General features: G+C 60.9%; 17 protein-coding genes and 1 pseudogene. 10 read left to right on the top strand and 8 right to left on the bottom strand.

Features of this window, described 5'->3' with window-relative positions; all coding sequences use genetic code 11:
- Positions 1-171: 171 nt before the first annotated feature.
- Entirely contained in the window at positions 172-2,106 is a 1,935-nt protein-coding gene (gene mrdA / locus BLS87_RS02375; protein WP_074749807.1) for a penicillin-binding protein 2, read from the bottom strand.
- A 688-nt stretch (positions 2,107-2,794) separates the two neighbouring features.
- On the opposite strand from mrdA, the gene BLS87_RS34545 reads away from it, so the two are divergent.
- From BLS87_RS34545 to BLS87_RS02355, 5 genes and pseudogenes are all read left to right on the top strand, one after another.
- Positions 2,795-2,947, top strand: coding sequence for a hypothetical protein (locus BLS87_RS34545; RefSeq protein ID WP_244165781.1), 153 nt, complete (start codon positions 2,795-2,797; stop codon positions 2,945-2,947).
- Positions 2,948-2,989: 42 nt separating this feature from the next.
- Positions 2,990-3,541, top strand: a pseudogene (locus tag BLS87_RS02370) (gluconate 2-dehydrogenase subunit 3 family protein); the annotation flags it as partial.
- Positions 3,542-3,547: 6 nt separating this feature from the next.
- A complete protein-coding gene (locus BLS87_RS02365) occupies positions 3,548-5,311 on the top strand; it encodes a GMC family oxidoreductase (RefSeq protein ID WP_074749805.1) in 1,764 nt (587 codons plus the stop codon).
- Positions 5,308-6,534, top strand: a complete 1,227-nt coding sequence (locus tag BLS87_RS02360; protein WP_074749803.1) for a c-type cytochrome — start codon at positions 5,308-5,310, stop codon at positions 6,532-6,534. Before BLS87_RS02365 ends, BLS87_RS02360 begins: the two co-directional genes overlap by 4 nt.
- Positions 6,535-6,838: 304 nt before the next feature.
- The gene (locus BLS87_RS02355; RefSeq protein WP_074749801.1) at positions 6,839-7,939 is read left to right on the top strand and encodes an SMP-30/gluconolactonase/LRE family protein; all 1,101 of its coding nucleotides are present in this window, start codon (positions 6,839-6,841) and stop codon (positions 7,937-7,939) included.
- A gap of 112 nt (positions 7,940-8,051) precedes the next feature.
- Here the strand turns inward: BLS87_RS02355 and BLS87_RS02350 are convergent, their stop codons facing one another.
- The 4 genes from BLS87_RS02350 to BLS87_RS02335 all read right to left on the bottom strand — a co-directional run bounded on the left by BLS87_RS02350 (position 8,052) and on the right by BLS87_RS02335 (position 10,798).
- Positions 8,052-8,666: a hypothetical protein gene (locus BLS87_RS02350; RefSeq protein ID WP_074749799.1), complete on the bottom strand. Its 615-nt coding sequence runs from the start codon at positions 8,664-8,666 to the stop codon at positions 8,052-8,054.
- A gap of 192 nt (positions 8,667-8,858) precedes the next feature.
- A complete protein-coding gene (locus BLS87_RS02345) occupies positions 8,859-9,890 on the bottom strand; it encodes an alpha/beta fold hydrolase (RefSeq protein ID WP_083370579.1) in 1,032 nt (343 codons plus the stop codon).
- A 144-nt stretch (positions 9,891-10,034) separates the two neighbouring features.
- A complete protein-coding gene (locus tag BLS87_RS02340; RefSeq protein WP_074749794.1) occupies positions 10,035-10,412 on the bottom strand; it encodes a winged helix-turn-helix transcriptional regulator in 378 nt (125 codons plus the stop codon).
- Positions 10,413-10,498: 86 nt separating this feature from the next.
- The gene (locus tag BLS87_RS02335) at positions 10,499-10,798 is read right to left on the bottom strand and encodes a hypothetical protein (protein ID WP_074749792.1); all 300 of its coding nucleotides are present in this window, start codon (positions 10,796-10,798) and stop codon (positions 10,499-10,501) included.
- Between the two features lie 97 nt (positions 10,799-10,895).
- Between BLS87_RS02335 and BLS87_RS34400 the strand changes: the two genes are divergently transcribed.
- The gene (locus tag BLS87_RS34400; RefSeq protein ID WP_208605126.1) at positions 10,896-11,348 is read left to right on the top strand and encodes a hypothetical protein; all 453 of its coding nucleotides are present in this window, start codon (positions 10,896-10,898) and stop codon (positions 11,346-11,348) included.
- On the opposite strand, the gene BLS87_RS02325 is transcribed toward BLS87_RS34400, so the two are convergent.
- A complete protein-coding gene (locus tag BLS87_RS02325; protein WP_074749790.1) occupies positions 11,332-14,217 on the bottom strand; it encodes a sensor domain-containing phosphodiesterase in 2,886 nt (961 codons plus the stop codon). The two genes, BLS87_RS34400 and BLS87_RS02325, sit on opposite strands and share 17 nt — an antisense overlap.
- A gap of 296 nt (positions 14,218-14,513) precedes the next feature.
- Between BLS87_RS02325 and BLS87_RS02320 the strand changes: the two genes are divergently transcribed.
- From BLS87_RS02320 to BLS87_RS02305, 4 genes are all read left to right on the top strand, one after another.
- A complete protein-coding gene (locus tag BLS87_RS02320; protein WP_074749788.1) occupies positions 14,514-15,578 on the top strand; it encodes an NAD(P)-dependent alcohol dehydrogenase in 1,065 nt (354 codons plus the stop codon).
- A 360-nt stretch (positions 15,579-15,938) separates the two neighbouring features.
- The gene (locus tag BLS87_RS02315) at positions 15,939-16,601 is read left to right on the top strand and encodes a (2Fe-2S)-binding protein (RefSeq protein ID WP_074749786.1); all 663 of its coding nucleotides are present in this window, start codon (positions 15,939-15,941) and stop codon (positions 16,599-16,601) included.
- Positions 16,601-17,584, top strand: coding sequence for an FAD binding domain-containing protein (locus BLS87_RS02310; RefSeq protein ID WP_074749784.1), 984 nt, complete (start codon positions 16,601-16,603; stop codon positions 17,582-17,584). The genes BLS87_RS02315 and BLS87_RS02310 overlap by 1 nt, the downstream gene beginning before the upstream one ends.
- Before the next feature lie 16 nt (positions 17,585-17,600).
- On the top strand, positions 17,601-19,835 hold the full coding sequence (locus BLS87_RS02305) for a xanthine dehydrogenase family protein molybdopterin-binding subunit (protein ID WP_074749782.1): 2,235 nt from the start codon (positions 17,601-17,603) through the stop codon (positions 19,833-19,835).
- 136 nt (positions 19,836-19,971) lie between these two features.
- Here BLS87_RS02305 and BLS87_RS02300 read toward each other — a convergent pair whose 3' ends face one another.
- Positions 19,972-21,981 carry a sensor domain-containing diguanylate cyclase gene (locus BLS87_RS02300; protein ID WP_074749780.1) on the bottom strand — a complete coding sequence of 670 codons (2,010 nt, stop codon included), beginning with the start codon at positions 21,979-21,981 and terminating at the stop codon, positions 19,972-19,974.
- Between the two features lie 159 nt (positions 21,982-22,140).
- Positions 22,141-24,411: a bifunctional 23S rRNA (guanine(2069)-N(7))-methyltransferase RlmK/23S rRNA (guanine(2445)-N(2))-methyltransferase RlmL gene (gene rlmKL / locus BLS87_RS02295; RefSeq protein WP_074749778.1), complete on the bottom strand. Its 2,271-nt coding sequence runs from the start codon at positions 24,409-24,411 to the stop codon at positions 22,141-22,143.
- Positions 24,412-24,978: the final 567 nt, after the last annotated feature.

Here is a 24,978-nt window from a genome sequence, read left to right as displayed (position 1 = left end):
CGGCGAAGCCAGAGCACCATTCCCGCGCCCTGCACAACATCTCACGCGCCACACACAACCCTTGTGGGAGCGAATTCATTCGCGATTGGCCGGTACAGACGAGACATCTCCATCGCCTTCCACATCCTTCGCGAATGAATTCGCTCCCACAGGGGTTCGTTCACGTATTTCTCACACCGGCGGCTGCGCCACGGCCTTGCTCGGTGCGGCGATCTGCACTTTCGGGTTGACCGCTGTGGCCGCAGGCGTCGCGTATTGCTGCTTGAGGTGGCCGTCCTGGTCTAGCAGCCAGGCGTCGAGGATCTGCCGCACGACGGGACCGGCCACGCGACCGCCCGCCTCGCCGTTCTCGATCATCACCGCGACGGCGATCTTCGGGTTGGCGGCGGGCGCAAAGCCGACAAACAAGGCGTTGTCACGATGACGCTCCAGCGTCTTTTCACGGTTGTAGCGCTCGCCCTGCTTGATCGCCACCACCTGCGCGGTACCGCTCTTGCCGGCAATTCGGTATTGCGCGCCTTGCGCGGCGGCACGGGCGATACCCCGCGGGTCGTGCATCACCGCTTGCATGCCGTTGTTCACCTGATCCCACTCACGAGGATCACGCAGAACGATGTTCGGCATCGGGTGCTCGTCGACCGGTGCGACCCCGCCGATTTCCTTGGCCAGGTGCGGCCGGTTCCATACGCCTTTGTTGGCAATCAACGTAGTGGCCTGCGCCAGTTGCAACGGCGTGACCTGCATATAACCCTGACCAATACCGAGAATGACGGTTTCGCCCGGGAACCACGCCTGACGCCGGGTAGTGCGCTTCCACTCCTTGGACGGCATCAAGCCGGCGGATTCCTCGAACATGTCCAGCGAGACCTTCTGCCCGAGGCCGAACATGGTCAGGTAATCGTGCAGCCGGTCGATGCCCAGCTTGTGCGCCAGATCATAAAAGTACGTGTCGTTGGACCGCATGATCGCAGCGTTGAGGTCTACCCACCCGTCGCCGCTGTGGTTCCAGTTGCGGTATTTGTGATCGAAGTCCGGCAACTGGAAGTAACCCGGGTCGAACACCCGGGTCGATGGGGTGATGATGCCGCTGTCCAGACCGGCGATCGCCACTTCCGGCTTGATCGTCGAACCCGGCGCATACAACCCGCGCAGCACGCGGTTGAACAGCGGCCTGTCGACCGAATCGCGCAGCGCCGAGTACTCCTTGAAGCTGATTCCGGTCACGAAGAGATTGGGGTCGAAACTGGGTTTGCTGACCATCGCCAGCACCTCGCCGGTGGCCGGATCGATGGCCACCACCGAGCCGCGTCGATCACCGAGCGCTGCCTCAGCCGCTTCCTGCAACTTGATGTCCAGGCTCAGCGTGATGCTTTTCCCCGCCACCGGATCGGTGTGTTTGAGGACCCGCAGAACCCGACCCTGCGCATTGGTTTCCACCTCTTCATAGCCCACGTGGCCATGAAGTTCGTTCTCATAGAACCGCTCGATGCCGGTCTTGCCGATTGATTGAGTGCCGCGGTATTCGACTTGATCCAGCTGAGAGGCTTCTTTTTCGTTGATACGCCCGACGTAGCCGATGGAGTGCGCAAAATGCTCGGCCAGCGGGTAATGCCGAACGAATTGCGCCTCGACGTCCAGCCCCGGCAACCGGAACTGGTTCACCGCCAGCAGCGCGATCTGCTCTTCGGTGAGTTCATAGAGCAGCGTGACCGGCACGAAACGGTGCGGCGAGTTCTTCATCGCCTTGTCGAAGATGATGCGGTCTTCGTCCGGCAGGCTGAGGATCTGCATCAGTGTGTCGATGACCGCGTGCCAGTCCCCTGCCCGTTCGCGGGTCATGGTCAGGTTAAAGCTGGGACGGTTGTCGGCGAGAACCACACCGTTACGGTCGTAGATCAGCCCACGTTCCGGTGGAATGGGCAGCACGTGAACGCGGTTGTTTTCCGAGATGGTCGAGTGATAGGCGTATTCGGTGACCTGCAGGAAATACATCCGGCAGACCAGTGCAACGCTGAGGATGGCCACGAACAAGGCGCAGGCGATCAACCGCTTGTTGACCAGTCGCGTCTCTTTCTCATGGTCCTTGAGGGGTATGGGATCAGGCATTTCTACAGCTACTCGGTGAAGATATGAACGGCACAGACAGCGTCCGCTGAAGATTGTCTGGACGCAAATGGCGTGCACGATACCAAGAAGCGCCTTCTTTCATGGACCGAACTTCATGAAAATCCTGTCATGTTGGGGAAAAACGACCGAGGGCCGTCATCGCTGATGTGATCTCGCCAGGCCATTTTCATTGAAGAATTATTACTGCAATCCAATGCAATGCCCGACTGCCGATCAGTACAGATGATCGCCCCTGGAACGGATCAGATTGATCTCGTTTTTCACGCCCCTTCCATCAGCACACGAAACTCAGTAAATACCTGCTTCCCGGCAATCTTGAATATCTGTGCTGCAACAGGATCCGGATCAGCGCACACGTGGGCAAAAAACTCGACTATTACCAAATACGTAACAGTGATTTACGGATCCCGCAGGATGCAACAGCCAGTAACACATCTATGATTGTGATTCGCGTGGAAAAGATGGCTGTCGGTAATGGTAGTGCCCCGCCTAGCGTGCGCCTTTCGCTCGCGGGCTCGCCAGAGACCTAATGTCACACCTGCCGCTAAGACGACCGCACGACACCTCGCGCTGTCGTGCAAAACCGTGAATGACACTTTTAACGCCGCCCGCCTTTGGACCGTGCCCGTCATGGCCCTTGGACGGGTGCGTTCGCAAGGAGCCCTGAATGACAGAGAAATCCAAAGGCTTCACCCGCCGGCAGTTGCTGAAATCCTCAGCAGCGTCGCTGGCCGTGGGTGCTGCCGCTACGGCCAAGGCCGCCACCGTCGTCGGCGTGCCACAATGGGTGCCCTTCGACCACAACGGTCCGATGCACTAGGACACACCAGGCTGGCAGTTCTTCAGTGCTGCCGAGGCCACGGCGGTCGAAGCCATCGTCGCTCGCCTGATTCCGGCCGATGAATTGAGCGTAAGCGGCAAAGACGCCGGTTGCGCCGTGTTCATCGACCGCCAGCTGGCCGGTGAATACGGCACGTTCAGCCGTCTGTACATGCAGGGCCCTTTCGAAAAAGGCACGCCGATGCAAGGCGATCAGTCGCAGTTCGTGCCACGCGACCGTTACCGCCTTGGCCTGGCCGGGCTTGAGGCGTACTGCCAGAAGCAGTTCCAGAAGGGCTTCGCCGCCCTTGCCCCGGAAGAACAGGACAAGGTCCTTGTCGGCCTGGAAAAAGGCGAGATCGCCCTGGACGGCATCGACGCCAAGCTGTTCTTCCAGCAGATATTGGGCAACACCATGGAAGGCTTCTTCGCCGACCCGGTCTACGGCGGCAACCGCGACATGGTGTCGTGGAAAATGATTGGCTTCCCCGGTGCCCGCTACGACTACCGCGAGTACATCGGCCTGCATAACCAGAAGCTCGACCTCGTGCCGCTCTCCATCATCGGCAGCTCCGCCTGGACCAAGAAGGGTTAATTCGACATGGCCAAAAAACTACCTTCCACGGACGTCGTGGTTGTCGGGCTCGGCTGGGCCGGATCCATCATCGCCAATGAACTGGCTGACGAAAACCTGAAGATCATCGGCTTCGAACGTGGGCCATGGCGCGACACCGCTGCGGACTTCAACATCGCCTCGGCGGCCGACGAATTGCGTTATTCCCGTCGCCAGGAACTGATGCTGAGGACCCGGCAAAACACCACGACCATTCGTAACAGCGTCACCGAGACAGCGCTACCCATGCGCGCCTGGGGTTCTTTCCACCCCGGCAACGGCACAGGCGGCGCGGGTAATCACTGGGCGGGCATCACCTTCCGCTTCCAGCCTCACGAATTCCATCTGGCCACGCACCTCAAGGAACGGTACGGCAAGGAACTGTCGCCGGAACTGACCCTGCAAGACTGGGGCACCGACTGGGAAGAAATGGAGCCGTTCTACACCAAGTTCGACCGCCTGGCAGGCGTCTCGGGCAAGGCCGGCAACATCAAGGGCGTGATTCAGGAAGGCGGCAACACCTTCGAGGGTGCGCGCTCCGAGGAGTACCCCAACCCGCCGACGAAACAGACCTACGCGCCGACACTGTTTGCCGAAGCCGCGAAAAACCTGGGTTACAAGCCGTTTCCGGTGCCATCGGCGCTGGTGTCCCAGCCTTACGTCAACTCGTTGGGCGTCGCGATGGGACCGTGCACCTATTGCGGCTTCTGCACCAACTACGGTTGCGCCAACTACTCCAAGGCCAGCGCCATCACCACCGTGTTGCCGGTGCTGATCCGCAAGCCGAATTTCACCGCGATGACCAACTGCGAAGTCCTGCGCGTGACCATGGACGGCAGCGGTAAACGCGCCACCGGTATCGTCTACATGGACGCCAATGGCGAAGAGTGGGAACAGCCTGCGGAGTTGGTGGTGATCAGCGCGTTCATCTTTGAAAACGTGCGCCTGATGTTGCTGTCCGGCGTCGGCCAACCGTACGACCCGGTCACCAACACCGGCACTACTGGCCGTAATTACGCGTACCAGACCGCCAACAGCGTGCGCATGTTCTTCGATGACAAGAACTTCAACCCGTTTATCGGTGGCGGCGCGATCGGCATGGGGATCGACGAGTTCAACAACGACAACTTCGACCATTCGGGCCTGGGCTTCGTCGGTGGCGGCAGCACGCGGGTCACGCCGATCGGTGCCGCGCCTATCGACTCGCGCCCGCTGCCACCCGGCACACCTGCCTGGGGTTCGGAATGGAAGAAGGCCACGGTCAAGAACTACGCCAGCACCATGTCCATCGGCTGTGAAGCAAGCAGCTACGCCACACGCACCAACTACCTGTCGCTGGACCCTACCTACAAGGATCCGCTGGGGCGTCCGCTGCTGCGCATCACCTTCGACTTCCCGGAAAACGACCGCAAGATGGCGGCGTATGTCACGGGCAAGGTCGGCGAAATCGCCAAGAGCATGAACCCGCGCCAGATGGTGCCGAGCGCCCAGACCGGCCACTGGAACAGTTCGCCCTATCAGTCTTCGCACATCGTCGGCGGCTTCATCATGGGCGCCGATCCGAAGAACAGCTCGGTCAACAAGTACCTGCAAGTCTGGGGCGTACCGAACCTGTTCGTGGTCGGTTCCTCGGCCTTCCCGCAGAACCCTGGCTACAACCCGACCGGCACCGTCGCGGCGCTGGCCTTCAAAGCGGCGGACGCCATCCGCACCCGCTACCTCAAGCGTCCAGGGGAGATGATCACACTATGAAAACCCTTCTGACTGTTTGTGCGGGCGTCATCGGACTGTCCTTTTCAATCGCTCACGCCGCAACCGGTGCCGATTCCTACAACATCGTGGAAAAAGGTCGCTACCTGGCCACGGTTGGCGACTGTACGGCGTGTCACACCATGCCGGGCAAACCGCTGTTTTCCGGCGGCGTGATCCTCGACACGCCGTTCGGCAAGCTGGCGGGCGCCAACATCACGCCGGACCCGGTCAACGGCATCGGTCGCTGGAGCTTCGAAGACTTCCAGAACGCCATGTCCAAGGGCCACGGCCTGGACGGCAAACGCTTGTATGGCGCCATGCCGTTCACCGCGTACACCAAGGTCCTGCGTGAGGACAATCTGGCGATCTTCGCGTATCTGAAAACCGTCGATCCGGTGGACAACAAGGTCGAGACCAATCAGCTGCCCTTCCCGTTCAACGTGCGCACCAGCCTGATCGGCTGGAACCTGATCAACTTCAAGGAAGGCGAATTCAAGGCCAATCCGCAGAAGTCCGAACAGTGGAACCGGGGCGCGTATCTGGTCGAAGGACTGGGCCACTGCGGCACCTGCCACACGCCGAAAAACCTGATTGGCGGGGACAAGAATGACCAGTTCCTGACCGGCGCCAACCTGCAGAACTGGGTGGCGCCGAATATCACCTCGACCGGCCACGACGGGCTTGGCGCGTGGAGCGAGGACGACATCGTCAAGTACCTGAAGACTGGCGCCAACCGCTTCGACATCGCCTCCGGGCCGATGGCCGAAGAAGTCGAACACTCGTCGCAACACTGGACCGATCAGGACCTGATGGCCGTGGCGGTTTACCTGAAGGACGGCGCGAAGCCGGTGGAAGCGGCCAAACCGGTTGCAGCGACCGATGCCTCGATGGTGGCAGGCAAGGCGATCTACGCCGACCGCTGCTCGGCGTGCCATACGCCCAATGGTGAAGGCGCGCCGAACCTGTTCCCGAAACTGGCGATGGCCCCGCTGATCAACAGCAACGACCCGTCGTCGCTGATCCGTGTGGTCCTGGCGGGCAGTCGCGCAGGCGCCACCGACGCGGCGCCTACCGCCCCGGCCATGCCGGCGTTCGGCTGGAACCTGTCAGACGATAACGTCGCTGACGTGCTGACCTACGTGCGCAACACCTGGGGCAACGCCGCGCCGGCGGTGTCCAGCGCCAGCGTGAAAGATGTGCGCGAAGCCTTGCGAGCGAAGTAACCGCGCCGCAACGGTTCACAGGCTGTTGGCGACATGAAATGCCCGGCCTCAGAGATGAGGTCGGGCATTTTTTAGCGTCATCAAAACGTGCATCGAAATACGTGATCGGCACTGCGTAAAAACCTGTAGGAGCGCGCTTGCCCGCGATTGCGGTGAGCCATGAACAGCCTCGTAGCCAGACCTACTGCACTCGCGGGCAAGCGCGCTCCTACCCTTTAACGCGCCACCGCAACACTTGTACGATGTCTTATCACAAGGTATTACTAGCGCGCCCGTAAGAAAAACAATCAACGGAGAACGCTACATGGACTCAACGCTTTCTGACCTGCCCGGCAACGACGGTCGCAGACGTTTCCTGAAAAAATCCCTGGCTGTTTCGGCCACCCTCGCCGCCGCTGGCAGCATCACCCTGCCCCGCATCGCCAGTGCAGTGGAACCGCTTAGCCAGCGTTATCCGGACCCTCTGATCCACATCCTCGACGACAGCTTTCTGGAACTGCGCGTGTTCAACGCCGGGGTCGAAAAGCTCGCCACCGGCATGCGCTGGGCGGAAGGCCCGGTGTGGGTCGGCGACGGACGCTATCTGCTGGTCAGCGACATCCCCAACAACCGCATCATGCGTTGGGACGAGATCACCGACACCTTCACGGTGTATCGCCAGAACTCAAACTTCTCCAACGGCATGTGCCGTGATCGCCAAGGGCGTTTGATCGTGTGTGAGGGGTCGACCACTACCAGCGAAGGTCGTCGGATCACCCGCACCGAGCCCAACGGCAGGATCACCGTGCTGGCGGACAGCTTTGACGGCAAACCCTTCAACTCGCCGAACGACATCGTCTGCAAGCGCGACGGCTCGATCTGGTTCACCGATCCGCCTTTCCAGACCGGCAACAACTACGAAGGGCACAAGATCACGCCGACGCAGCCTCATGCCGTGTACCGGATCGATGGTCAGAGCGGCAAGGTCACCCGGGTCATCGACGACATGAAAGGCCCGAACGGCCTGTGCTTTTCGCCGGACGAGAAAACCCTGTATGTGGTCGAGGGCCGTGCGACGCCCAATCGCCTGATCTGGGCCATCACAGTGAGCGAAGACGGCTCCCTGGGCGCCCGACGCAAGCACATTGAAGGGCTGGATTTTGCCGCCATCGACGGCATGAAATGCGACGAAGCCGGCAACCTGTGGTGCGGTTGGGGCGGCAACGGCGACCCGAAAGCCGACCTGGAGAAGCTCGACGGTGTGCGGGTGTTCAACCCGCAAGGCAAGGCGATCGGGCATATTTCCCTGCCTGAACGCTGCCCCAACCTGTGCTTTGGCGGACGCGAAGGCAACCGGTTGTTCATGGCCAGCAGCCACTCGATCTACTCGCTGTTCGTCAACACGCGGGGCGCCACTTTCGAATGAGGGTGAACGCCGGCCCATAGCCGTTTGGCTCAGGGGCAAAGAAAAAAGGGCAGCCGGTTTACACCGCTGCCCCTCTTCATGAATCACCCAGCTGACCTTTCCAGTCAACCCCTCAAGCCATTTCAGCCTTGGCCATCGCGATCTTGGTCTTGACCTCTTGCTCAGCGATCTGCTGCTCTTGCTTTTGCTTCTGCAAATCGGCCACTTTCTTGTCGACCGCCGCCTGCTGCTCCGGCGACATGCCGTCGTACTCTTCCTTGCTCACACCGGTCAGTTGCTGACGCACCTTCTCGGCATCGGTCTGGTTCATGTACGCCAAAAACTGCTCTTTGGCCGATGAAGTCGCCGACGTACCGGAATCGCTGCCATCCACCGCAGCCATTTCGTTGTCGACGGTTTTGGTGACGCTGTCCGTCGCCGCGATTTGCTTATCAGCGCTGGACGAAAACGCAGCCGCAGCGGCTGCTTTGTCGTCATCCGACACTGAAGCGGTGGTGTTGGCCATGGCCGCCTTGAGGTTCACCATCATTTTGGCGAAAGACTCGTTGTAGCCCTGATCAGTGCTGCTTGCGGTCCAACTGTCGTTACTGCCGGCAATCGCCGCGACAGGCGCAGACGCCCCTGCCATCGCGCTGACGGTGTACGCATCCTTCTCCGTTGGGTCGAAGTGCGTGTGGGCCACGGCTTTCGACGCAAAGTGCTGGATGGCACTGTTACCGATGATCATCTTTCACCTCCTTATCCAGGTTATCGATGTATCACAGGTCACAGCAAAACCGGTGCCACATGCCGTTACATATGACGCAAGCCCCGTCCTGCAAGGCCTCCGACCCTGTCTGTCCGCCAACCGGAGCGGCAATACCGGCCCCGATTTGCCGTCGGCGGCAGCCGCTCGCCGCAGGGTCACTCCGCGCGTCTCTCATTCAAGGAACGCTTTCACCGTCTGGTCGACCTTTTTCATTTCGCAGACCGGTGCCATGTGCCCGCAATCGTTGTCCAGCACAAGCAGTTTTGTGGTGCGTTTCTGGGCGGCCAGGGCTTTGGAGGGCGCCGGATCGACCAGACGATCCTGCTCGGAGGTGATGATGAGCATCCGGGCCTTGATCTTGCGGGACAAGGTTGCCATGTCGCCGTCCCGCACCAGATCAAAGGTGGTCATGGCCTGCAATTGTCGATACCAGTCAACCGCGCTGAAACTCTGGCTGGTTTGCGTGCCATGGAGGCGGTCTTCCGTGGGGCGCCTGGCCGCCACGGTTTTCGCCGCGGCATGCTCCGGCGTCCACAGCGACTCGGTGTGCAGCGCGGCAAGGTTTTTGAAGGGCGTGCCCGGCAGGTAATTTCCGCCGTTCCACCCTGGATTGCGCTCGATGGCGGTCAACTCGGCGTTCCAGATCTGCAGATCGTTGGCCGTCGGTTGCGGCGTGCCGACGATGGTCACGATGTTGCTGGCGTAATCGGGGTACATCACGGCCCATTGCAACGCCTGCATGCCGCCCATCGAAATGCCGACGATGGCATGGACGTGATCAATGCCCAAGGTCAATGCCAGCAACCGATGTTGTGCCTTGACCATGTCGCGAATCCCGAACTGAGGGAACTTCAGGCGCGGGTCGGTCTTGCTGTTGGAGGGCGAACACGACACGCCATTGCCCACCGCATCCAGTGCGATGACGTACCAGCGGTCGGTGTCGATGAGCTTGCCAGGGCCGATCATGTCGACCTGATCCGCCGTCCGTCCGGTGAGCCAGGTCGGCACCAGCACCACATTGCTCTGGTCAGCCGCCAGCGTGCCGTAGGTGCGATAGCCGATCGAGCATTGTTTGACCTTGCCGCCAACCATCGTCAGTGAGCCGATACTCGCCAGTTGTTGTTCAGACGCGATGGACACACAGGCACTCGTCACCGCCAGCAGCGCGCAGAGCGTCTGGCCCGTCATTCGAAACAGATTCATGGCCTTCCCCCAAGAAGATCAGACGTCAATAATGCGGCCGAGGAAAACCATGTACGTCACAGACCATGCCGTCGTGCTGCAGGCTCAGCGTAGACGGTTGTATCGCGGGGAATGAAAGAAGGGATGAACTGCCGTGTTCGCGCGTTACACCGGCGATTGTGAATCGGGGTCTTCAGCCTGCAACTGCAAGCCCCAGTCACGCAACGACGCGACCACCGGCCCGACCGCTCTCCCCTTGACGGTCAGCAGGTATTCCAGCCGTGGCGGGTGCTGTTCGTACAGACGGCGCTCGATCAAACCGTGGGCTTCAAGCGCTTTGAGCCGCGTCGACAGAGTGCTGGGCGCGCACCCCTTGAGCGAGTCCTGCAGGTCCTGAAAACGTCGCGTGGGGTTGCGCAACAAATCACGCAGGATAAGGATCACCCACCGCTCCCCAATGACCTCCAGCGCGGTAATCACCGGGCAAAAGGCGTAGGTCGGCATGGCCTTGAAGTCTGTTTTCTTGGTAGGGATGTCTGACATGGGCGGGAGTCTAGCAAGGGCATACGGCACTGGAAAGCGCCCATTCCCGAGGTCAATCCGACCCGTGCAAGCAATCGACGTGCGTTTCACTGGGCAGCACGGCACCACCACGATTGCGCGTACCAGCGCTCGCCATCGAACTCGATCCCGCTCAGCGTGAAGCCCTCTCTGGCCATCGCCGAAACCGTCGCGTCGTAGAGTTCTGGCAATAACAACGCGCCCGCCCCGTAGACCGGTCGCAGGCTCGCCACGTTGGAATGCCGGTTCAGCGATTCGCACACGCGGTGGGCGATGGTCAGGTCGCCGAGGATGGCTGCGGTGCGTTTTGCAGGCACCGACTGGAGTGCAACGCCTTTGCTGCGTCGAGGGGTGATGACAAATTGCATGGTGGGGTTGCTCGATTAACTGTACGTATATACAGTTAACGCAACAGGGCGCGCAGGGTCAACGGCGCTGAACCTCATTCCGACAAGGTGACTGCTCATGTGCGGCGGAATCGAAGCGAAAGACAAGAACCGGGCGTACGAGCCCGTGCGGGTGTATTTCCCCAATCCCAAGGCGGCGTTCCCGGTCATGCTGGAAGACGGCACCGATCTGGGATGGTTGCCGTGGGGACGTCGTAAAGAACAACCTGGCAGCGGGCCGCAAGGCGGCTGGGCACGACAGGAGAGTTTAGAAAATGGCAGCTGGGCGAAATACCGTCCCCAGCGCGCATTCGGGCTGATCAACCGCTACATGGAGAAAGACGCAGAGCGCGTGTCGCACTGGTTCGACGTGGAAGATGGGCAGGCGCTGGAATGCGTGGTAACCGGTGAGCCGGGCAACCAACGCGTGTATGTCGTGACCGCCTCATCGCCGCTGCAGTTTTCAGCCATTCACGACCGCTGGCCGCTGATCGCGCACATTCCGGGTGATGGGTTCATTGCAGCGTACTGAGGTCCAGTTTGTCCTGCGGCACCGGCATCGAAAAATAATAGCCCTGCGCCTGCCCTGCGCCCATCTCCCTCAACAGCTGCAGAGTTGCCGCGTCCTCGACCCCTTCTGCGACCACCGTCAGCCCCAGGGACTCGGCCATGCGCACAATAGCGCGGACGATGGCGCGGCTACGGGAACTGGTGGTCAGTTCCAGGGTGAACGACTTGTCGATCTTCAAACCGCTGAAATGGTACTGGTGCACGTAACTGAGCGAGGAGAAACCCGCGCCGAAATCGTCGAGCACCACGGAAACACCGTTGTCGGCCAGGTGCTTCATGGCCTGACGGGCCAACTCGGGCTCTGCCACCAGCGCACCTTCGGTCAGCTCGAGGCAAATTCGCCCCGGCGCCACGCCGTGTTGACTGAGCAAGCCCAGCACCTCACTGGCGAACTCGGGCCGGCTGATGCTGTAGCTTGAGCAATTCACGTGCACCGTGGGCCAATGCGCATGCTCGGGCTGGGCGAGCATCGCCACGACCTGCTGCAGCATGTAGAAATCCAGTCTGCCGATCAGGCGCAACCCCTCCAGCGCGGGCAGGAATTGCCCAGGCGCAATCACCCGGCCATCGGCCTGGCGCCAGCGAATGAGCGCTTCCAGCGCGAGAATCCTGCCGGTAGCGACATCAATGATCGGCTGAAAATACGGCAGCAATTCGTCGGTGCGCTTGAGCGCATTGCGCAGCGCCCCTTCCTGCTCCATCTGGTCGGACACCTCGCGGCGCACTTCCTGGTTGAATACCGCATAACTGTCGCGGCCGGCGTTCTTGACGCGGTACATCGCCGTGTCGGCATCGCGCAGCAGATCGGCCGGCTCTTTGTGGAACTGCAAATCCGCCCCCACCACACCGATGCTGCACGAGGAAAACACCGCGTGCCCGTCGATGTAAAACGGCACGTCGAACGCCAGCAGAATGCGCTCGGCAATCGCAACCGTGATGTCGGGCGGCGCCGCATAGGCCAGCACCGCGAACTCGTCGCCCCCCAGCCGCGCCAGCAGGTCGCTGTCACGCATGCAACTGCGCAAGCGGTCGGCGGCCTGAATCAACAGCAAGTCGCCCGAATGATGCCCCAGGCTGTCATTGACCATCTTGAAGCGATCGAGGTCGATGAACATGACCGCCAGTTCCTGACCCTTGTCGCAGAAGTTGTCCCACGCCACCTGCAGACGCTGTTGCAAATGACTGCGGTTGGGCAAGCCGGTCAGTGAGTCATGGGCGTTTTCATGCTGCAGCTTGGCGTTCGCGTAATCCAGCTCACGGGTGCGGTCTTGCACACGGGCTTCAAGCCGCAGATTGGCGGTATGGATCGCCTCGGCAGCGCTGCGGCGTGACAAGGCGGTGTCGATGTGCCGGGAAACGAAGGTCAGCAAATCCTGATCGCGAAGCGAATAACTCACCTGCGGCGAATAACTCTGCACCGCCAGCACCCCGCGCACGACATCGCCGTCGAACAGGGGGATCCCCAGCCAGGAGCAGGAACGGTTGATTTCGTTCTGGAGCGTGATCTCACCCGAGTTTTCCAGGCGCCGTGCCTCGGCACTGTCGATCAGGCACGGACGGCGCTGGCGAATGACGTACTCGGTGAACCCACGCTCACCCCGTCGCGGCTCCGGTCGGCGGGTCAGGCGCTCGTCGACGTAGTACGGGAAGGTCACCTCCCCCGTCGCGTCGTCGAACAGCGCGATGTAGAAGTTCAGGGCAAACAGCAGCTCGCCCACAATGCCGTGCAGGCTTTTGAATAAGTCGGCCATATCGCCCGGCTGACTGGACAGCTCGGTGATCTGGAACAGCGCACTCTGCAAGTGTTCGGCGCGCTCGCGGTCGGCGACTTCACTGCGCAAGGCGTCGTTGAGGCGCGAGAGTTCAAGGGTCCGGCGGGCCACGGTCTCTTCCAGCTGAGCGCGGTGCAGGATGCGGTCCAGCGCCATGGCCACGTGACGGGCGACGACCAGAAACAGCTCCTGATCCTCAACGCTGTAGACCCGCGAAACGTCATAGACTTGCATCGCGAGCATGCCGAACACATCGTCGGAGGCATTCTTCAGCGGCGCCCCCATCCAGAACTCGGGGCGGTGCCCGACGCAGTGAAAATGCTCCAGCGCCTGTGCGCGCTCGATACCGGCGGCATCAACGAACAGCGGTTGCTCGGTGGTGAGGACATACCCGGTCATGGACAGCCGTTCCGGGTCGAGAAACTCCTGGGTTTCGGCCTCCAGCGCGTCCACGTCGGTGATGTCGATGTAATACGGATAGGTGACCTTGCCGCTGTGGCTCTCGTACAGCGCCAGGTAGAAGTTTTCGGCGTCGATCAGCGTGGACAGCTGTTCATGAACACCCTGAAGAAACGCCGAACGGTCACGGGTCGAACTCGCCAGGTAGGTGATCTCGTACAGCACCCGCTGAGTGGCCTGGGCGCGCGCCAGCGCATCGGTCTGCAAACGCATCCCCAGCTTGCTGGCCAACGCCACCAGAAACGGATTCCCCGACTCGCGCTCAGGGGTCAGTAACCAGCCCAAGGCCGATTCGCCGTGCCCCGTTACCCAGCGCTGCAAACCATGATCGCGACAGAACACGGCGAAGTCTTCCCGCGCAATCAGCCGGGGCCACTCGGTCGACGCATTGCCCTGCCCCATCAGATGCATGTGCTGGCCGGCACGGTAGGCCGCCCAGCTCAAGTCAGGAGCGGCCAGCTTCGCTGCGCGCAACAACGATTCAAGGGTGGTTTCGTCGATCATCGAAGACACATCTTCCAGCCCGTGGTCGGGTGATCGCGTCGCCTGTTCGTCGGCGAATGGCGAGCGCTGGGTAGGGTTCGAGACACGGGAATTCATTGGCGCTCCATTGCCAGCGTGGGACTGGGCTATCTTCATGGGGTCTGACAGATGGTTGCAAGCGCCATATTCGTTTTTGCTGCCTATAAACGACGGAAAATCGGAATTTCACGACATTTCACGTGACTCCCGCTTCTTTATCGGCAGGCTGGCATCGAAATGAAAGATTTTGCTGAAACGCTGGTCGGGTAAAGGGTCTGCAACGTTGCGCTGCCAGCGATTGTCCTTTGACCGTTTTCCCCGGTCTCAAAACCCCAAAACACCGTCCTTTTTGCCCAACTGGAGATGATCGCAAAATGATCAAGACTTACAGCTATGCCGCGCAAAGCGCCACCGACAAACTGGCGCCCTTTCAAATCGAGCGCCGTGATCCGGGCGCCGATGACGTGCAGATCGACATTCTCTTTTGCGGCGTCTGCCACTCCGACCTGCACACCGCGCGCAACGAATGGAAGAACACCCTGTATCCCTCGGTGCCGGGCCACGAAATCGTCGGCAAAGTCACGGCCGTTGGCGCCAACGTCAAACAGTTCAAGGTCGGTGATCTGGCGGGCGTCGGTTGCATGGTCGACAGCTGCCAGCACTGTGCTTCCTGCGCTGAAGGCGACGAGCAATATTGCGAAAGCGGTTTCACCGGCACCTACAACGGGCCTGTGTTCGGCGGTGAGAACACCTTCGGCGGCTACTCCGACAAGATCGTGGTGAAGGAGAAGTTCGTTCTGAAGATTTCTCACAGCGACAACCTTGCCGCTGTGGCGCCGCTGCTGTGCGCCGGGATCACCACCTATTCCCCGCTGCATCACTGGAAAGTCGGCCCAGGCAAGAAAGTCGGCGTGGTCGGGCTCGGCGGTCTGGGTCACATGGCCGTGAAGATCGCGCATGCCATGGGCGCACACGTGGTGCTGTTCACGACTTCGCCGAACAAGCGTGAAGACGGCCTGCGCCTGGGCGCCGACGAAGTCATCGTCTCCAAAAACGCAGATGAGATGGCGACTCAAACCAACCAGCTCGACTTCATCCTCAACACCGTCGCCGCGCCTCACGATCTGGATGCGTTCCTGAACCTGCTCAAGCGCGACGGCACCATGACGCTGGTCGGCGCGCCGGATCATCCTCATCCATCGCCTTCGGTGTTCAACCTGATCTTCAAGCGCCGCAGCCTGGCCGGCTCGCTGATTGGCGGCATCAAGGAAACCCAGGACATGCTGGATTTCTGCGCCAAACACGGGATCGTCTCGGACATCGAGATGATTCATATGAAGGACATCAACGAAGCCTACGAACGCATGGTCAAGGGCGACGTGAAGTACCGTTTCGTGATCGACATGGCCACCCTTAAAGAAGAAGCGTCAGCCGCCTGATACTTCCCAGGTGCAGGGCTGATCAGTTTCACCTGATCAACCCTGCACCTTTAGTAACAATCTGTGTTTTTCATCTGCGAAATTCCCGCAACCATTCCCTCCAGCACAGGTCACAAACCCTGCGTCCCTTGCTCCGCAAGCCCCGCACTCCCTTGTTCCGCCCGAGTCGCCAGCCTGTTTTTCATACCCATGGCAGGGATTAGAGAGAACCATTCAAAAGTGTATGTACTTATTCAAATGAATGCGCAGACCGTTCATTGATTATGGTGGGTCGCTTGACGCATCAACTGCCGTACATGCCTGGGCGCCCGCTCACCGTCGGGGGCCAGGCTTGACTCAACGCTGACGAGGAACCTGTCCATGACCGATCAGCCTGATAAAAATGAGCCGCAAACCGACCTCACGGCCTTCACCGTGCCGTCGCGCAGAAACTTCCTCAAATCCATCGGTGTTTCCAGCCTCGCCGCAGCGACGGCGCCGATCTGGACCCAGGCACTGGAAGCGCAGGCGGCCGTGCCGGACGACACCCACCCACCGGCCAAAGATGAGCGGCGCATGACCCTCAAGGTCAATGGCCAGGCCCATACCCTCAACCTCCCCGCCAATGCTGCGCTGCTGGATGTCCTGCGTGACCGTTTGCAACTGACAGGCACCAAAAAAGGCTGCGACCACGGCCAGTGCGGGGCCTGCACCGTCCACGTCAATGGCACTGCAATCAACTCATGCCTGTCGCTCGCCGCCATGCACGAAGGCGACGAGGTCACCACCGTTGAAGGCCTCGCGAAAAACGGAACACTGCACCCGGTGCAGGAAGCCTTCTGGGAACACGACGCTTATCAATGCGGTTACTGCACCAGCGGCCAGATCATGAGCGCCGTGGCCATGCTTCAGGACAAGAACATCGGCAGTGACGACCACAGCGTGCGCGAGGCCATGAGCGGCAATATTTGCCGCTGCGGCGCCTACAAGAACATTCTGGCGGCGATTCAGAGCGCGAGAATCAAGCTGCAGGAGGTGACCTGATGAGAGCCTTTGATTACGTGCGCGCGGACAGCGTCGAGCAGGCCGTCGCGACCCACGCGAAAAGCGACACGGCATTTTTTCTCGCCGGTGGTACCACCCTCCTCGACCTGGTGAAACTCGACGTGATGCCAGCCGATCAGGTGATCGACGTCAATCACCTGTCCCTCAAGCAGATCGACGTGCAGAAAGACGGCAGCGTGCGCATCGGGGCGCTGGTGACCAACAGCGATCTGGCGCATCACGCCTACATTGTCGAACACTACCCGGTGCTGTCTCAGGCGCTTCTGTCCGGTGCGACCACGCAGTTGCGCAACAAGGCGACCACGGCGGGCAACGTGATGCAGCGGGTGCGCTGTAATTACTTCCGCGACGGCTATTCGCCGTGCAACAAACGCCAGCCCGGTTCAGGCTGCGCGGCCATCGACGGCCATAACCGCAGCGTGCACGCGGTCCTCGGCACCAGCGACCAATGCATCGCGACGCATCCGTCGGACATGTGCGTGGCAATGGCGGCGATTGGTGCAACCGTCGACGTGCAGGGGCCCAAAGGCAAACGCAGCATCGACTTCCTCGACTTCCATCTGCTGCCCGGTTCGACGCCCTGGAAAGAGCACGCCCTGCAGGACGACGAATTGATCACCCACGTGGTGCTGGAGGCACCGCTGGCCGGGAGCACATCGGGTTACCTGAAGCTGCGGGACCGGGCGTCGTATCAGTTTGCCCTGGCGTCCAGCGCGGTGATTCTGGTGATGGACGGCGACACCGTGCGCGAGGCACGCATTGCCATGGGCGGCGTGGGCACCAAACCGTGGCGGGCGATGGAAGCCGAACGTGCGCTCAAAGGTGCAACGCTGACACTTCAAAACATGGAGAAAGCGGCCGCGATCGCCATGCAAGGCGCCAAACCCTATCGCCATAACGCCTACAAGATCGCCCTTGGGCAACAGGCGATCGTGCGCAACCTCAGCACCCTGACGGCATGACCGGGAGGACACGAACATGACGGACTCAACCATGATCGGCTCGGCGCCACGCCGGATCGACGGGCGACGCAAAGTGACCGGCACGGCCATGTACGCCTCTGATCACCACCTGAAAAACATGGCGTACGGCTACGGCGTTTTCAGCTCCGTCGCCAGCGGCAAGATCACCGCCCTGGACCTCGACGCGGCGCGCAAATCCCCAGGCGTGCTGGAGGTTTTCCACCACGGCAACTTCCCGTCGCTGTACCACAACTCCGCGCTGCCGATGTCTTTCGCGCAGATCCTCAAGGCGGCCAAGTCCGACGAAAGCCGCCTGCCGTTCGAGGACGACACGGTGTACTACGCCGGGCAGTTCGTCGCCCTGGTAGTGGCCGATACGTTCGAGCACGCCCGCGCGGCGGCCTACAAGATCAAGGTCAGTTACAGCAAGACCACCGCCGTTGCCAACCTTGAGCAGGGCCTGAAAGCCGGCACGCTGCAGGACGGCAGCCCGAACCACACGCGAGGGAATGCGGCATCGACCTTTGACAGCGCCGCGCACAGCATCGACGCGACGTATTCGACGCCGGTTGAAACCCACAACCCGATGGAAATGCACGCCACCGTCGCCAGTTGGGAAGATGGCCGACTGATTGTCTATGAGGCCTCCCAGGGCGTGGTTGCGCATCGCAACTCGCTGGCGAAAATCTTCGGGTTGATGCCTGAAAAGGTCGAGGTTCGCGCGCCGTTCATTGGCTCGGGGTTTGGCAGCAAACTGTGGATCTGGCCGCATTCGGTCGCAGCCTGTGGCGCAGCCAAAGTCCTCAACCGCCCTGTGCAACTGGTGGTTCCGCGGCAACAGATGTTCACCACCACCGGGCATCGGCCTGAAACCCGGCAGCGACTGCGCCTGGCCACCGACGACCAGGGCAAGCTGGTGTCGGTCCGTCACGAGTCGATCAACACCACCTCGTTCACCGACCCGTACAAGGAAAACTGCGGCACCTCGACCAAAAGCCTGTACAGCTGCGCGAATGTGCTGGTGACCCACAAGACCATCGAGGTCAATCGCGGCACACCGACCTCGATGCGCGCGCCAGGCGCCGCGCCCGGACTGTTCGCGCTGGAATCGGCGATGGACGAAATGGCCGACAAGATCGACATGGACCCGCTGCAGTTCCGCAAGCTTAACGTCTCGGAGCGTGACGAGAGCCAGAACCTGCCATGGTCCAGCAACCATTTGCAGGAATGCATCGATCAGGCGGCTGAACGCTTCGGCTGGAGCAAGCGCAATCCCAAACCGGGTTCGATGAAGGAAGGCACTGAAATCATCGGCTATGGCATGGCGGCCTGTAACTGGGACGCCTATCGCACCCCCGCCGAGGCGCAGGTTTCATTGCGTGCAGACGGCACGGCGTACGCGATCTGCGGTGTGCAGGACATCGGCACCGGCACCTACACCATCGTGGCGCAGGTGGTCAGCAGCATCACCGGCATACCGCTGGACAAAATCGACGTCGAACTCGGCAACTCCTCGTTCCCGCCCGCGCCCGTATCGGGCGGCTCATGGGCGACGGCCAGCGTGTTGCCTGCGATAGCCGAAGCGACGCGTCAGGCCATCGAGCAGCTGAAAGCCTTCTCTGCAGCGCCCAAAGGCGTGTTTGCAGGGACCAAGGCCGATCAGATCAGTTTTGAACAGGGTCAGTTGAAAAGCGCAGAGAAATCCTTTGCCATCGCCGACGTGCTCAAGGCGCAAAAGCAGTCCAGCGCTTTCGGCGAAGCGAAAACCGGGATGAACGACACCAGCAAGCATTCATTCCGCTCGTTCGGCGTGCATTTCGTAGAAGTTCGCTGGGATCCGGGCATCTCGCGGCTGCGCGTCGCGCGAGTGGTCAGCGCCATCGACGTCGGCAAAGTGATCAACCACAAGACCTCGCTCAATCAGGTCGAAGGCGCCATCGTCATGGGCGTCGGAATGGCACTGTTCGAAGCCACTGATTTCGACGAACGCGACGGCATGCCGGTCAATAACAACTACGCCGAGTACGTGGTGCCCGTGCACGCGGACCAGCCGGAAATTGACGTGATCCTGCTCGATTATCCCGATTACGAACTCAATGAGTTCGGCGCACGCGGCATTGGCGAGATCGGCATCACGGGCCTGGCCGCTGCCGTCGCCAACGCTGTGTCGCACGCCACCGGCAAACGCATCCGAGACCTGCCGATCACCCTCGACAAATTGATGGAGTTACCGCCAACGATGAGTGCGTAAGTGCTTGTGCCCGCAGGGCGTACGAGCGAGCCTCGCTACGCCCTGCGGGTAGAATCAAGAGCCTCTCATCCACCGCTGCGCCTCTGCCGAGGGCGTAGGAGCGCGCTAGCGCTGCGGGCAGAATCAAGGCAGCGGATCACGGCAGCTCCGGCTCGATCCGGTCCCGCCCTCCCATTTTCGCGGCATAGACGCCCGAATCCGCGCGCAGCAGCAAGGCATCGCCGCCCTCGCCTTTACGCCAACTGGCGATCCCGAAACTCGCGGTCACCCGGCCAACGCCGTCCACCGGCTCAGCACGCAACGCCGCCCATAACTCACTGGCGAGTGCAAACGCCTGATCGCCATCGGTGTCCGGGCACAGCACCATGAACTCCTCGCCTCCCAGGCGGCAGAACACATCGCTGCGGCGCAAACGGTGACACAAGCGCTTGCAGATCGCCTGCAACACATGGTCACCCACCGCGTGCCCCAACTGATCGTTGATGCACTTGAAATGATCGATGTCGAGCATCACCACCGAGAAAATCCCGCCGTGGCGGTCGACACGCAGCAGTTCCGCCTGCAGACGCTCCTGGAAATAGCGACGGTTGTAGACGCCGGTCAACGCGTCGGTCACTGACATGGTGCGCAGCTCTTCCTCGACACGCTTACGCTCGGTGATGTCCAGACACACCGCCAGGTAGCCAATCCACTGATCGTGCTCATCCAGCACCGGACTGACCTGCATGTTGACCTGCAGATGGCTGCCGTCCTGGCGCACCAATGTCCAGTCATGTGCCTGATGGCCATGCTCCTCCACCGACTCCACGAGCATGGCTTCGCCGGTCTTGATCGAGCGTCCATATCGCTGGCTCAGCTCGCAGACATGCTCGGCCAGTTCGGACGACAGGTGCAGTTGACGCAGGGTGAGTTGCCCGCACACCTGCGCACTGCTGTAACCCAGCATGCGTTCGGCGCCAATATTGAAGGTGGTGATCACCCCTTCCAGATCGGTGGCGATGATCGCCACCTGCGTCGCGGCGTCCAGCACATTACGCAACTGGCCGTGCGCGCTGCGCAATTGCTGCTCGCGCTGACGCAATTGCACAGTGCGCTGCTCCACCAGCCGCACGGCGCGCTGACGCTGGCTGATCAAGGCATACAACAAGGCACTGAGCATGAAACTGAGCAACGCGCCGAGGACCACCACGCTGTCATTGCCGGACGGGTTGGCAGTCATGAACACCGCCGTCGGGCGAACCTGCAAGCGATAGCTGCGCCCAGCAAAATCCACCGTTTGAGTGAGTTGCAGATCGCTGATCGCCGCTTTGGCAGCCGACCCATATAACACTTGGGGCGCCTGCGCCGACGTGATGTCCTCCAGACCCACCGCCAGATTGTCCTCATCAGTGGCGGGCAGACCTTCGGTCATCAATTTGCGCAGGCTGATCACCGCCAGCAGGAAACCCTGAAACGGCCCCGCCTCGGCCCCGGTGGTATGAGAGCGGGCGGTCACGGGTGCGACCAACAGCACCCCTTTACGGTTTTCCGTTTCCAGGCCGACCAGTTCCATCAGGGACGATGCTGCCATATCACCCGATTGGAGCGCGCGCTCAAGCGTTGCCCGCCGTACGGGTTCGGAATTTACATCGAAACCCAATGGCAAGGCCAGGGTGCTGCGGCTAAGGGTATACCGGACCGGGAAGTAATACGGGCGTGTGTCGGCGACCTTTAGGCTGCTGTCGGGACCAAGCTCTCGCACGGAATAATCCGTCACACCGGCCTCGCGCACGCGATGCTCGTACGATTCCCGCTCGGCGTCGGCCACTTTTGGCGTCCACGAGTAGGCCTGGGTGTACACCAGCAAAGGGTGGGCGAATCCATTGAATTCGTCCTCGGACACCTCATCGGAATACACGAAAAAGCGACGAAGACTGTCCAGCCCGCGGACTTGTCCCTGGAGGCGGTCCTCGATCCGGCTGACGCGCTCGCTGGCCAGCAGTTCGAACCGCTGACGCAACTGACGCTGGTACAACTCGACATTGGCCAGCGCCAGCAAGGCAGTCAGCACCGCGCCCGCCGAAAACACGAGCGTACCCACAACCCATGAGGAGCTGTCTTCGCTGATGAGGCCAAGGATCTTGGCGCTTGCCTTGTTTGACGACATACGCTGAACTCATGACGCCACAGTGTTGCCGCGACACGTGGCCAGAATTCACTTATAGCTATTCGCCATTAGTTTGCATAGTGCTGTGTGTCGCTCCGCTTATAACGCGTCGAAGCGCCAGCCCGTGCGGGTTGGCGCCTAACGTAGCGCGATGACCGCTCAGCGCGCGGTGATTTTCCAGGCGCGGTGGATTTTGCCGTTACGGGCGAAATCCGGGTCGATGGTCTGCTGGGTGATTTCCTCGACGGCATAACGCTCGGCCAGGTTTTCTTCCAGCTGGAACTTGCGGAAGTTGTTCGAGAAATACAGCACCCCGCCGCTGGCCAGACGCGCCATCGCCAGGTCAATCAGTTGCACCTGATCGCGCTGCACGTCGAACACACCCTCCATGCGCTTGGAGTTGGAGAAGGTCGGCGGGTCGATGAAGATCAAGTCGTACTCGTCCCGACTGGACTCAAGCCAGGCCATGACATCGCCTTGCTCCAGACGGTTCTTGTCCGAGAAACCGTTGAGCGAGAGGTTGCGGCGCGCCCAGTCCAGATAGGTTTTCGACAGATCGACACTGGTGGTGCTCCGTGCCCCACCTTTGGCCGCATGGACGCTGGCCGTGGCGGTGTAACAGAACAGGTTAAGGAAACGCTTGCCCGCCGCTTCACGCTGAATGCGCATTCGCATGGGTCGGTGATCGAGGAACAGACCGGTATCCAGATAGTCGGTCAGGTTGACCAGCAGCTTGATGCCGCCCTCGTTCACCTCGTTGAACTTGCCCTGCGCGCTCTGACGCTCGTATTGCTTGGTGCCGCTCTGGCGCTCACGGCGCTTGACCACCACGCGGCTCTTGTCGATGTTCAGCGCCTGCGGAATCGCGGCCAACGCGTCAAACATGCGAATCGAGGCCTTTTCAGGGTCGATGGACTTCGGTGCTGCGTATTCCTGAACGTGAACCCAGTCGTGATACAGGTCGATGGCCATCGCGTATTCAGGCATGTCCGCATCGTAGACGCGATAGCAGTCGATCCCTTCGCGCTTGACCCACTTGCCCATCGCCTTGAGGTTCTTCTGCAGGCGATTGGCAAACATCTGCCCGCCTTCGCTCAGGCGTGGCTGCTCGATGACCGGAGCCGGCGCGGGTGCCGGTTTGATCGGGTTGCCGTTCTTGTTGAATTGACGCGCTTGCGGCTCGTCCGGTGTCTGGTCGTACGCGGCCTGCTCGCGCTCAGCCTGACGCTGCTCCGGGGTACGCCGCTCGCCCGTGACGAACTGGTCTGGCTGGACCTTGATCAGCAACAGCTTGCAGGGCAATGCACCGTTCCAGAATGCGTACTGCTTGTGGCTGCGGATACCCATGCGCTTGCCCAGGTCCGGGGCGCCGGTAAACACGGCTGCTTCCCAGTTCAGGCATGCCTGACGCAGACGCTCGCCGAGGTTCTGGTAGAGGTACAACAGGCTCGCCTCATCACCCAGCCGTTCGCCGTACGGAGGGTTGCAGATGACCAGGCCTTTCTGGTTCTGATCCGGACGTGGCTCGAAGGTCGCAACTTCACCCTGATAGATCTTGATCCAGTCCGACAGGCCGGCGCGCTCGACGTTGTTGCGGCCCGGTTGAATCAATCGTGGATCGGCTTCGTAGCCACGGATCCAGGACGGTGTCTTGGCAAGGCCCGCCTCGGCACGCGCCAGCGCTTCGTCGTGCAATTTGCGCCACAGGGCCGGAACATGCCCCAGCCAGGCAGAAAAGCCCCAACGTTCACGTTTCAGGTTCGGGGCGATATCGGCGGCGATCATGGCAGCTTCGACCAGGAATGTGCCTACACCGCACATCGGGTCAGCCAGTGCGCCGCCTTCCGCGGCGATACGCGGCCAGCCGGAACGAATGAGGATGGCGGCTGCCAGGTTTTCCTTCAACGGCGCCGCACCCTGCTGCAAGCGATACCCACGCTGGTGCAGGCTGTGGCCGGACAGGTCCAGGGAGAGAATGGCTTCGCCACGGTCCAGCCGCAGATGAACGCGCAGGTCGGGGTTAAGCTTGTCGATCGAAGGGCGCAAACCGTCCGAGGTGCGCAGGCGGTCGACGATGGCGTCCTTGACCTTCAAGGCGCCGAAATGGGTGTTGTCAATGCCCGAGCCGTGACCGCTGAACTCCACGGCCAGTGTGCCGTCGGACTCCAGATGGTCGGCCCACTCGATGTCGTGAACGCCGTGATAGAGGTCTTCGGCGTCCTTCATCGGGAAGCGCTTGAGCACCAGCAAAACACGGTTGGCCAGCCGCGACCACAAACACAGCCGGTAGGCGGTTTCCATGTCGGCGCTGCCACGGATAGTCGAGGTGTGCTCGCGGGTTTCCTGGAGGCCAAGTGCAGTGGCTTCCTCAGCGAGCAGCCCTTCGAGGCCTTTGGGACAGGTGAGGAAAAGTTCGTAACGGTCCGACATGAGTATTCCAGAGCCTTGGCTATGAGTGGCTGGACAACGCATTGTCCAGCCCGATTCAAACAGACGCCTTTCATGGAGGACGCCTGCGTGGCACACACATTGTGCCGATCCACCACACCGATACATTTCGAGTGTGGCAGCTGTGCCGGCCCGCAATGGCGGGCCGACATTCTGATATTAAAAAACCACTATTCAGCCCGACGCCGGCAGTAATAAAAAGTCACATCACTGACCCTTCGTCGTTTTAAATCTGACGTCAATCAGCCATCAGACCTACATGAGAACCAGTCGCGAATCTCATGAAGACCCCCGAATCAGGGCGCCTGGTGAAAAAATCACCCTTCAAACCGCTCGTCTCTTATGGTCGTAACGCCTCAATGGTTACGTTCTTATGACAAAACGATCATTCACAGCGTCCCATGCATTGGTTAGAAATCAACTCAGGTTGTCGTCGCAACGGCGACAGCACCTGGCCCGCGACGCCGGCAGCGGGCCTGCAGAGGCAGAAGATTTCTGCCTGACCTCGACACGAGGTCTCCAAGGACATAACAGTCAACAAACGAGGGC

This window comes from Pseudomonas abietaniphila (genome assembly GCF_900100795.1).
Taxonomy (GTDB): domain Bacteria; phylum Pseudomonadota; class Gammaproteobacteria; order Pseudomonadales; family Pseudomonadaceae; genus Aquipseudomonas; species Aquipseudomonas abietaniphila.
Note: the sequence above shows the minus strand (reverse complement) of the source record. Positions and strands in the feature narration are given on the sequence as shown.

Bases quoted from the DNA above. Each gene is read 5' to 3' on its own strand.
- BLS87_RS02315 (WP_074749786.1), top strand. From the start codon at position 15,939: ATGACCGATCAGCCTGATAAAAATGAGCCGCAAACCGACCTCACGGCC.
- BLS87_RS02320 (WP_074749788.1), top strand. From the start codon at position 14,514: ATGATCAAGACTTACAGCTATGCCGCGCAAAGCGCCACCGACAAACTG.
- BLS87_RS02340 (WP_074749794.1), bottom strand. From the start codon at position 10,412: ATGTCAGACATCCCTACCAAGAAAACAGACTTCAAGGCCATGCCGACC.
- BLS87_RS02305 (WP_074749782.1), top strand. From the start codon at position 17,601: ATGACGGACTCAACCATGATCGGCTCGGCGCCACGCCGGATCGACGGG.
- BLS87_RS02360 (WP_074749803.1), top strand. From the start codon at position 5,308: ATGAAAACCCTTCTGACTGTTTGTGCGGGCGTCATCGGACTGTCCTTT.
- BLS87_RS02350 (WP_074749799.1), bottom strand. From the start codon at position 8,666: ATGATCATCGGTAACAGTGCCATCCAGCACTTTGCGTCGAAAGCCGTG.
- BLS87_RS02365 (WP_074749805.1), top strand. From the start codon at position 3,548: ATGGCCAAAAAACTACCTTCCACGGACGTCGTGGTTGTCGGGCTCGGC.
- BLS87_RS02355 (WP_074749801.1), top strand. From the start codon at position 6,839: ATGGACTCAACGCTTTCTGACCTGCCCGGCAACGACGGTCGCAGACGT.
- BLS87_RS02310 (WP_074749784.1), top strand. From the start codon at position 16,601: ATGAGAGCCTTTGATTACGTGCGCGCGGACAGCGTCGAGCAGGCCGTC.
- rlmKL (WP_074749778.1), bottom strand. From the start codon at position 24,411: ATGTCGGACCGTTACGAACTTTTCCTCACCTGTCCCAAAGGCCTCGAA.
- BLS87_RS34400 (WP_208605126.1), top strand. From the start codon at position 10,896: ATGTGCGGCGGAATCGAAGCGAAAGACAAGAACCGGGCGTACGAGCCC.
- BLS87_RS34545 (WP_244165781.1), top strand. From the start codon at position 2,795: ATGACAGAGAAATCCAAAGGCTTCACCCGCCGGCAGTTGCTGAAATCC.
- BLS87_RS02300 (WP_074749780.1), bottom strand. From the start codon at position 21,981: ATGTCGTCAAACAAGGCAAGCGCCAAGATCCTTGGCCTCATCAGCGAA.
- BLS87_RS02345 (WP_083370579.1), bottom strand. From the start codon at position 9,890: ATGAATCTGTTTCGAATGACGGGCCAGACGCTCTGCGCGCTGCTGGCG.
- BLS87_RS02335 (WP_074749792.1), bottom strand. From the start codon at position 10,798: ATGCAATTTGTCATCACCCCTCGACGCAGCAAAGGCGTTGCACTCCAG.
- mrdA (WP_074749807.1), bottom strand. From the start codon at position 2,106: ATGCCTGATCCCATACCCCTCAAGGACCATGAGAAAGAGACGCGACTG.
- BLS87_RS02325 (WP_074749790.1), bottom strand. From the start codon at position 14,217: ATGAATTCCCGTGTCTCGAACCCTACCCAGCGCTCGCCATTCGCCGAC.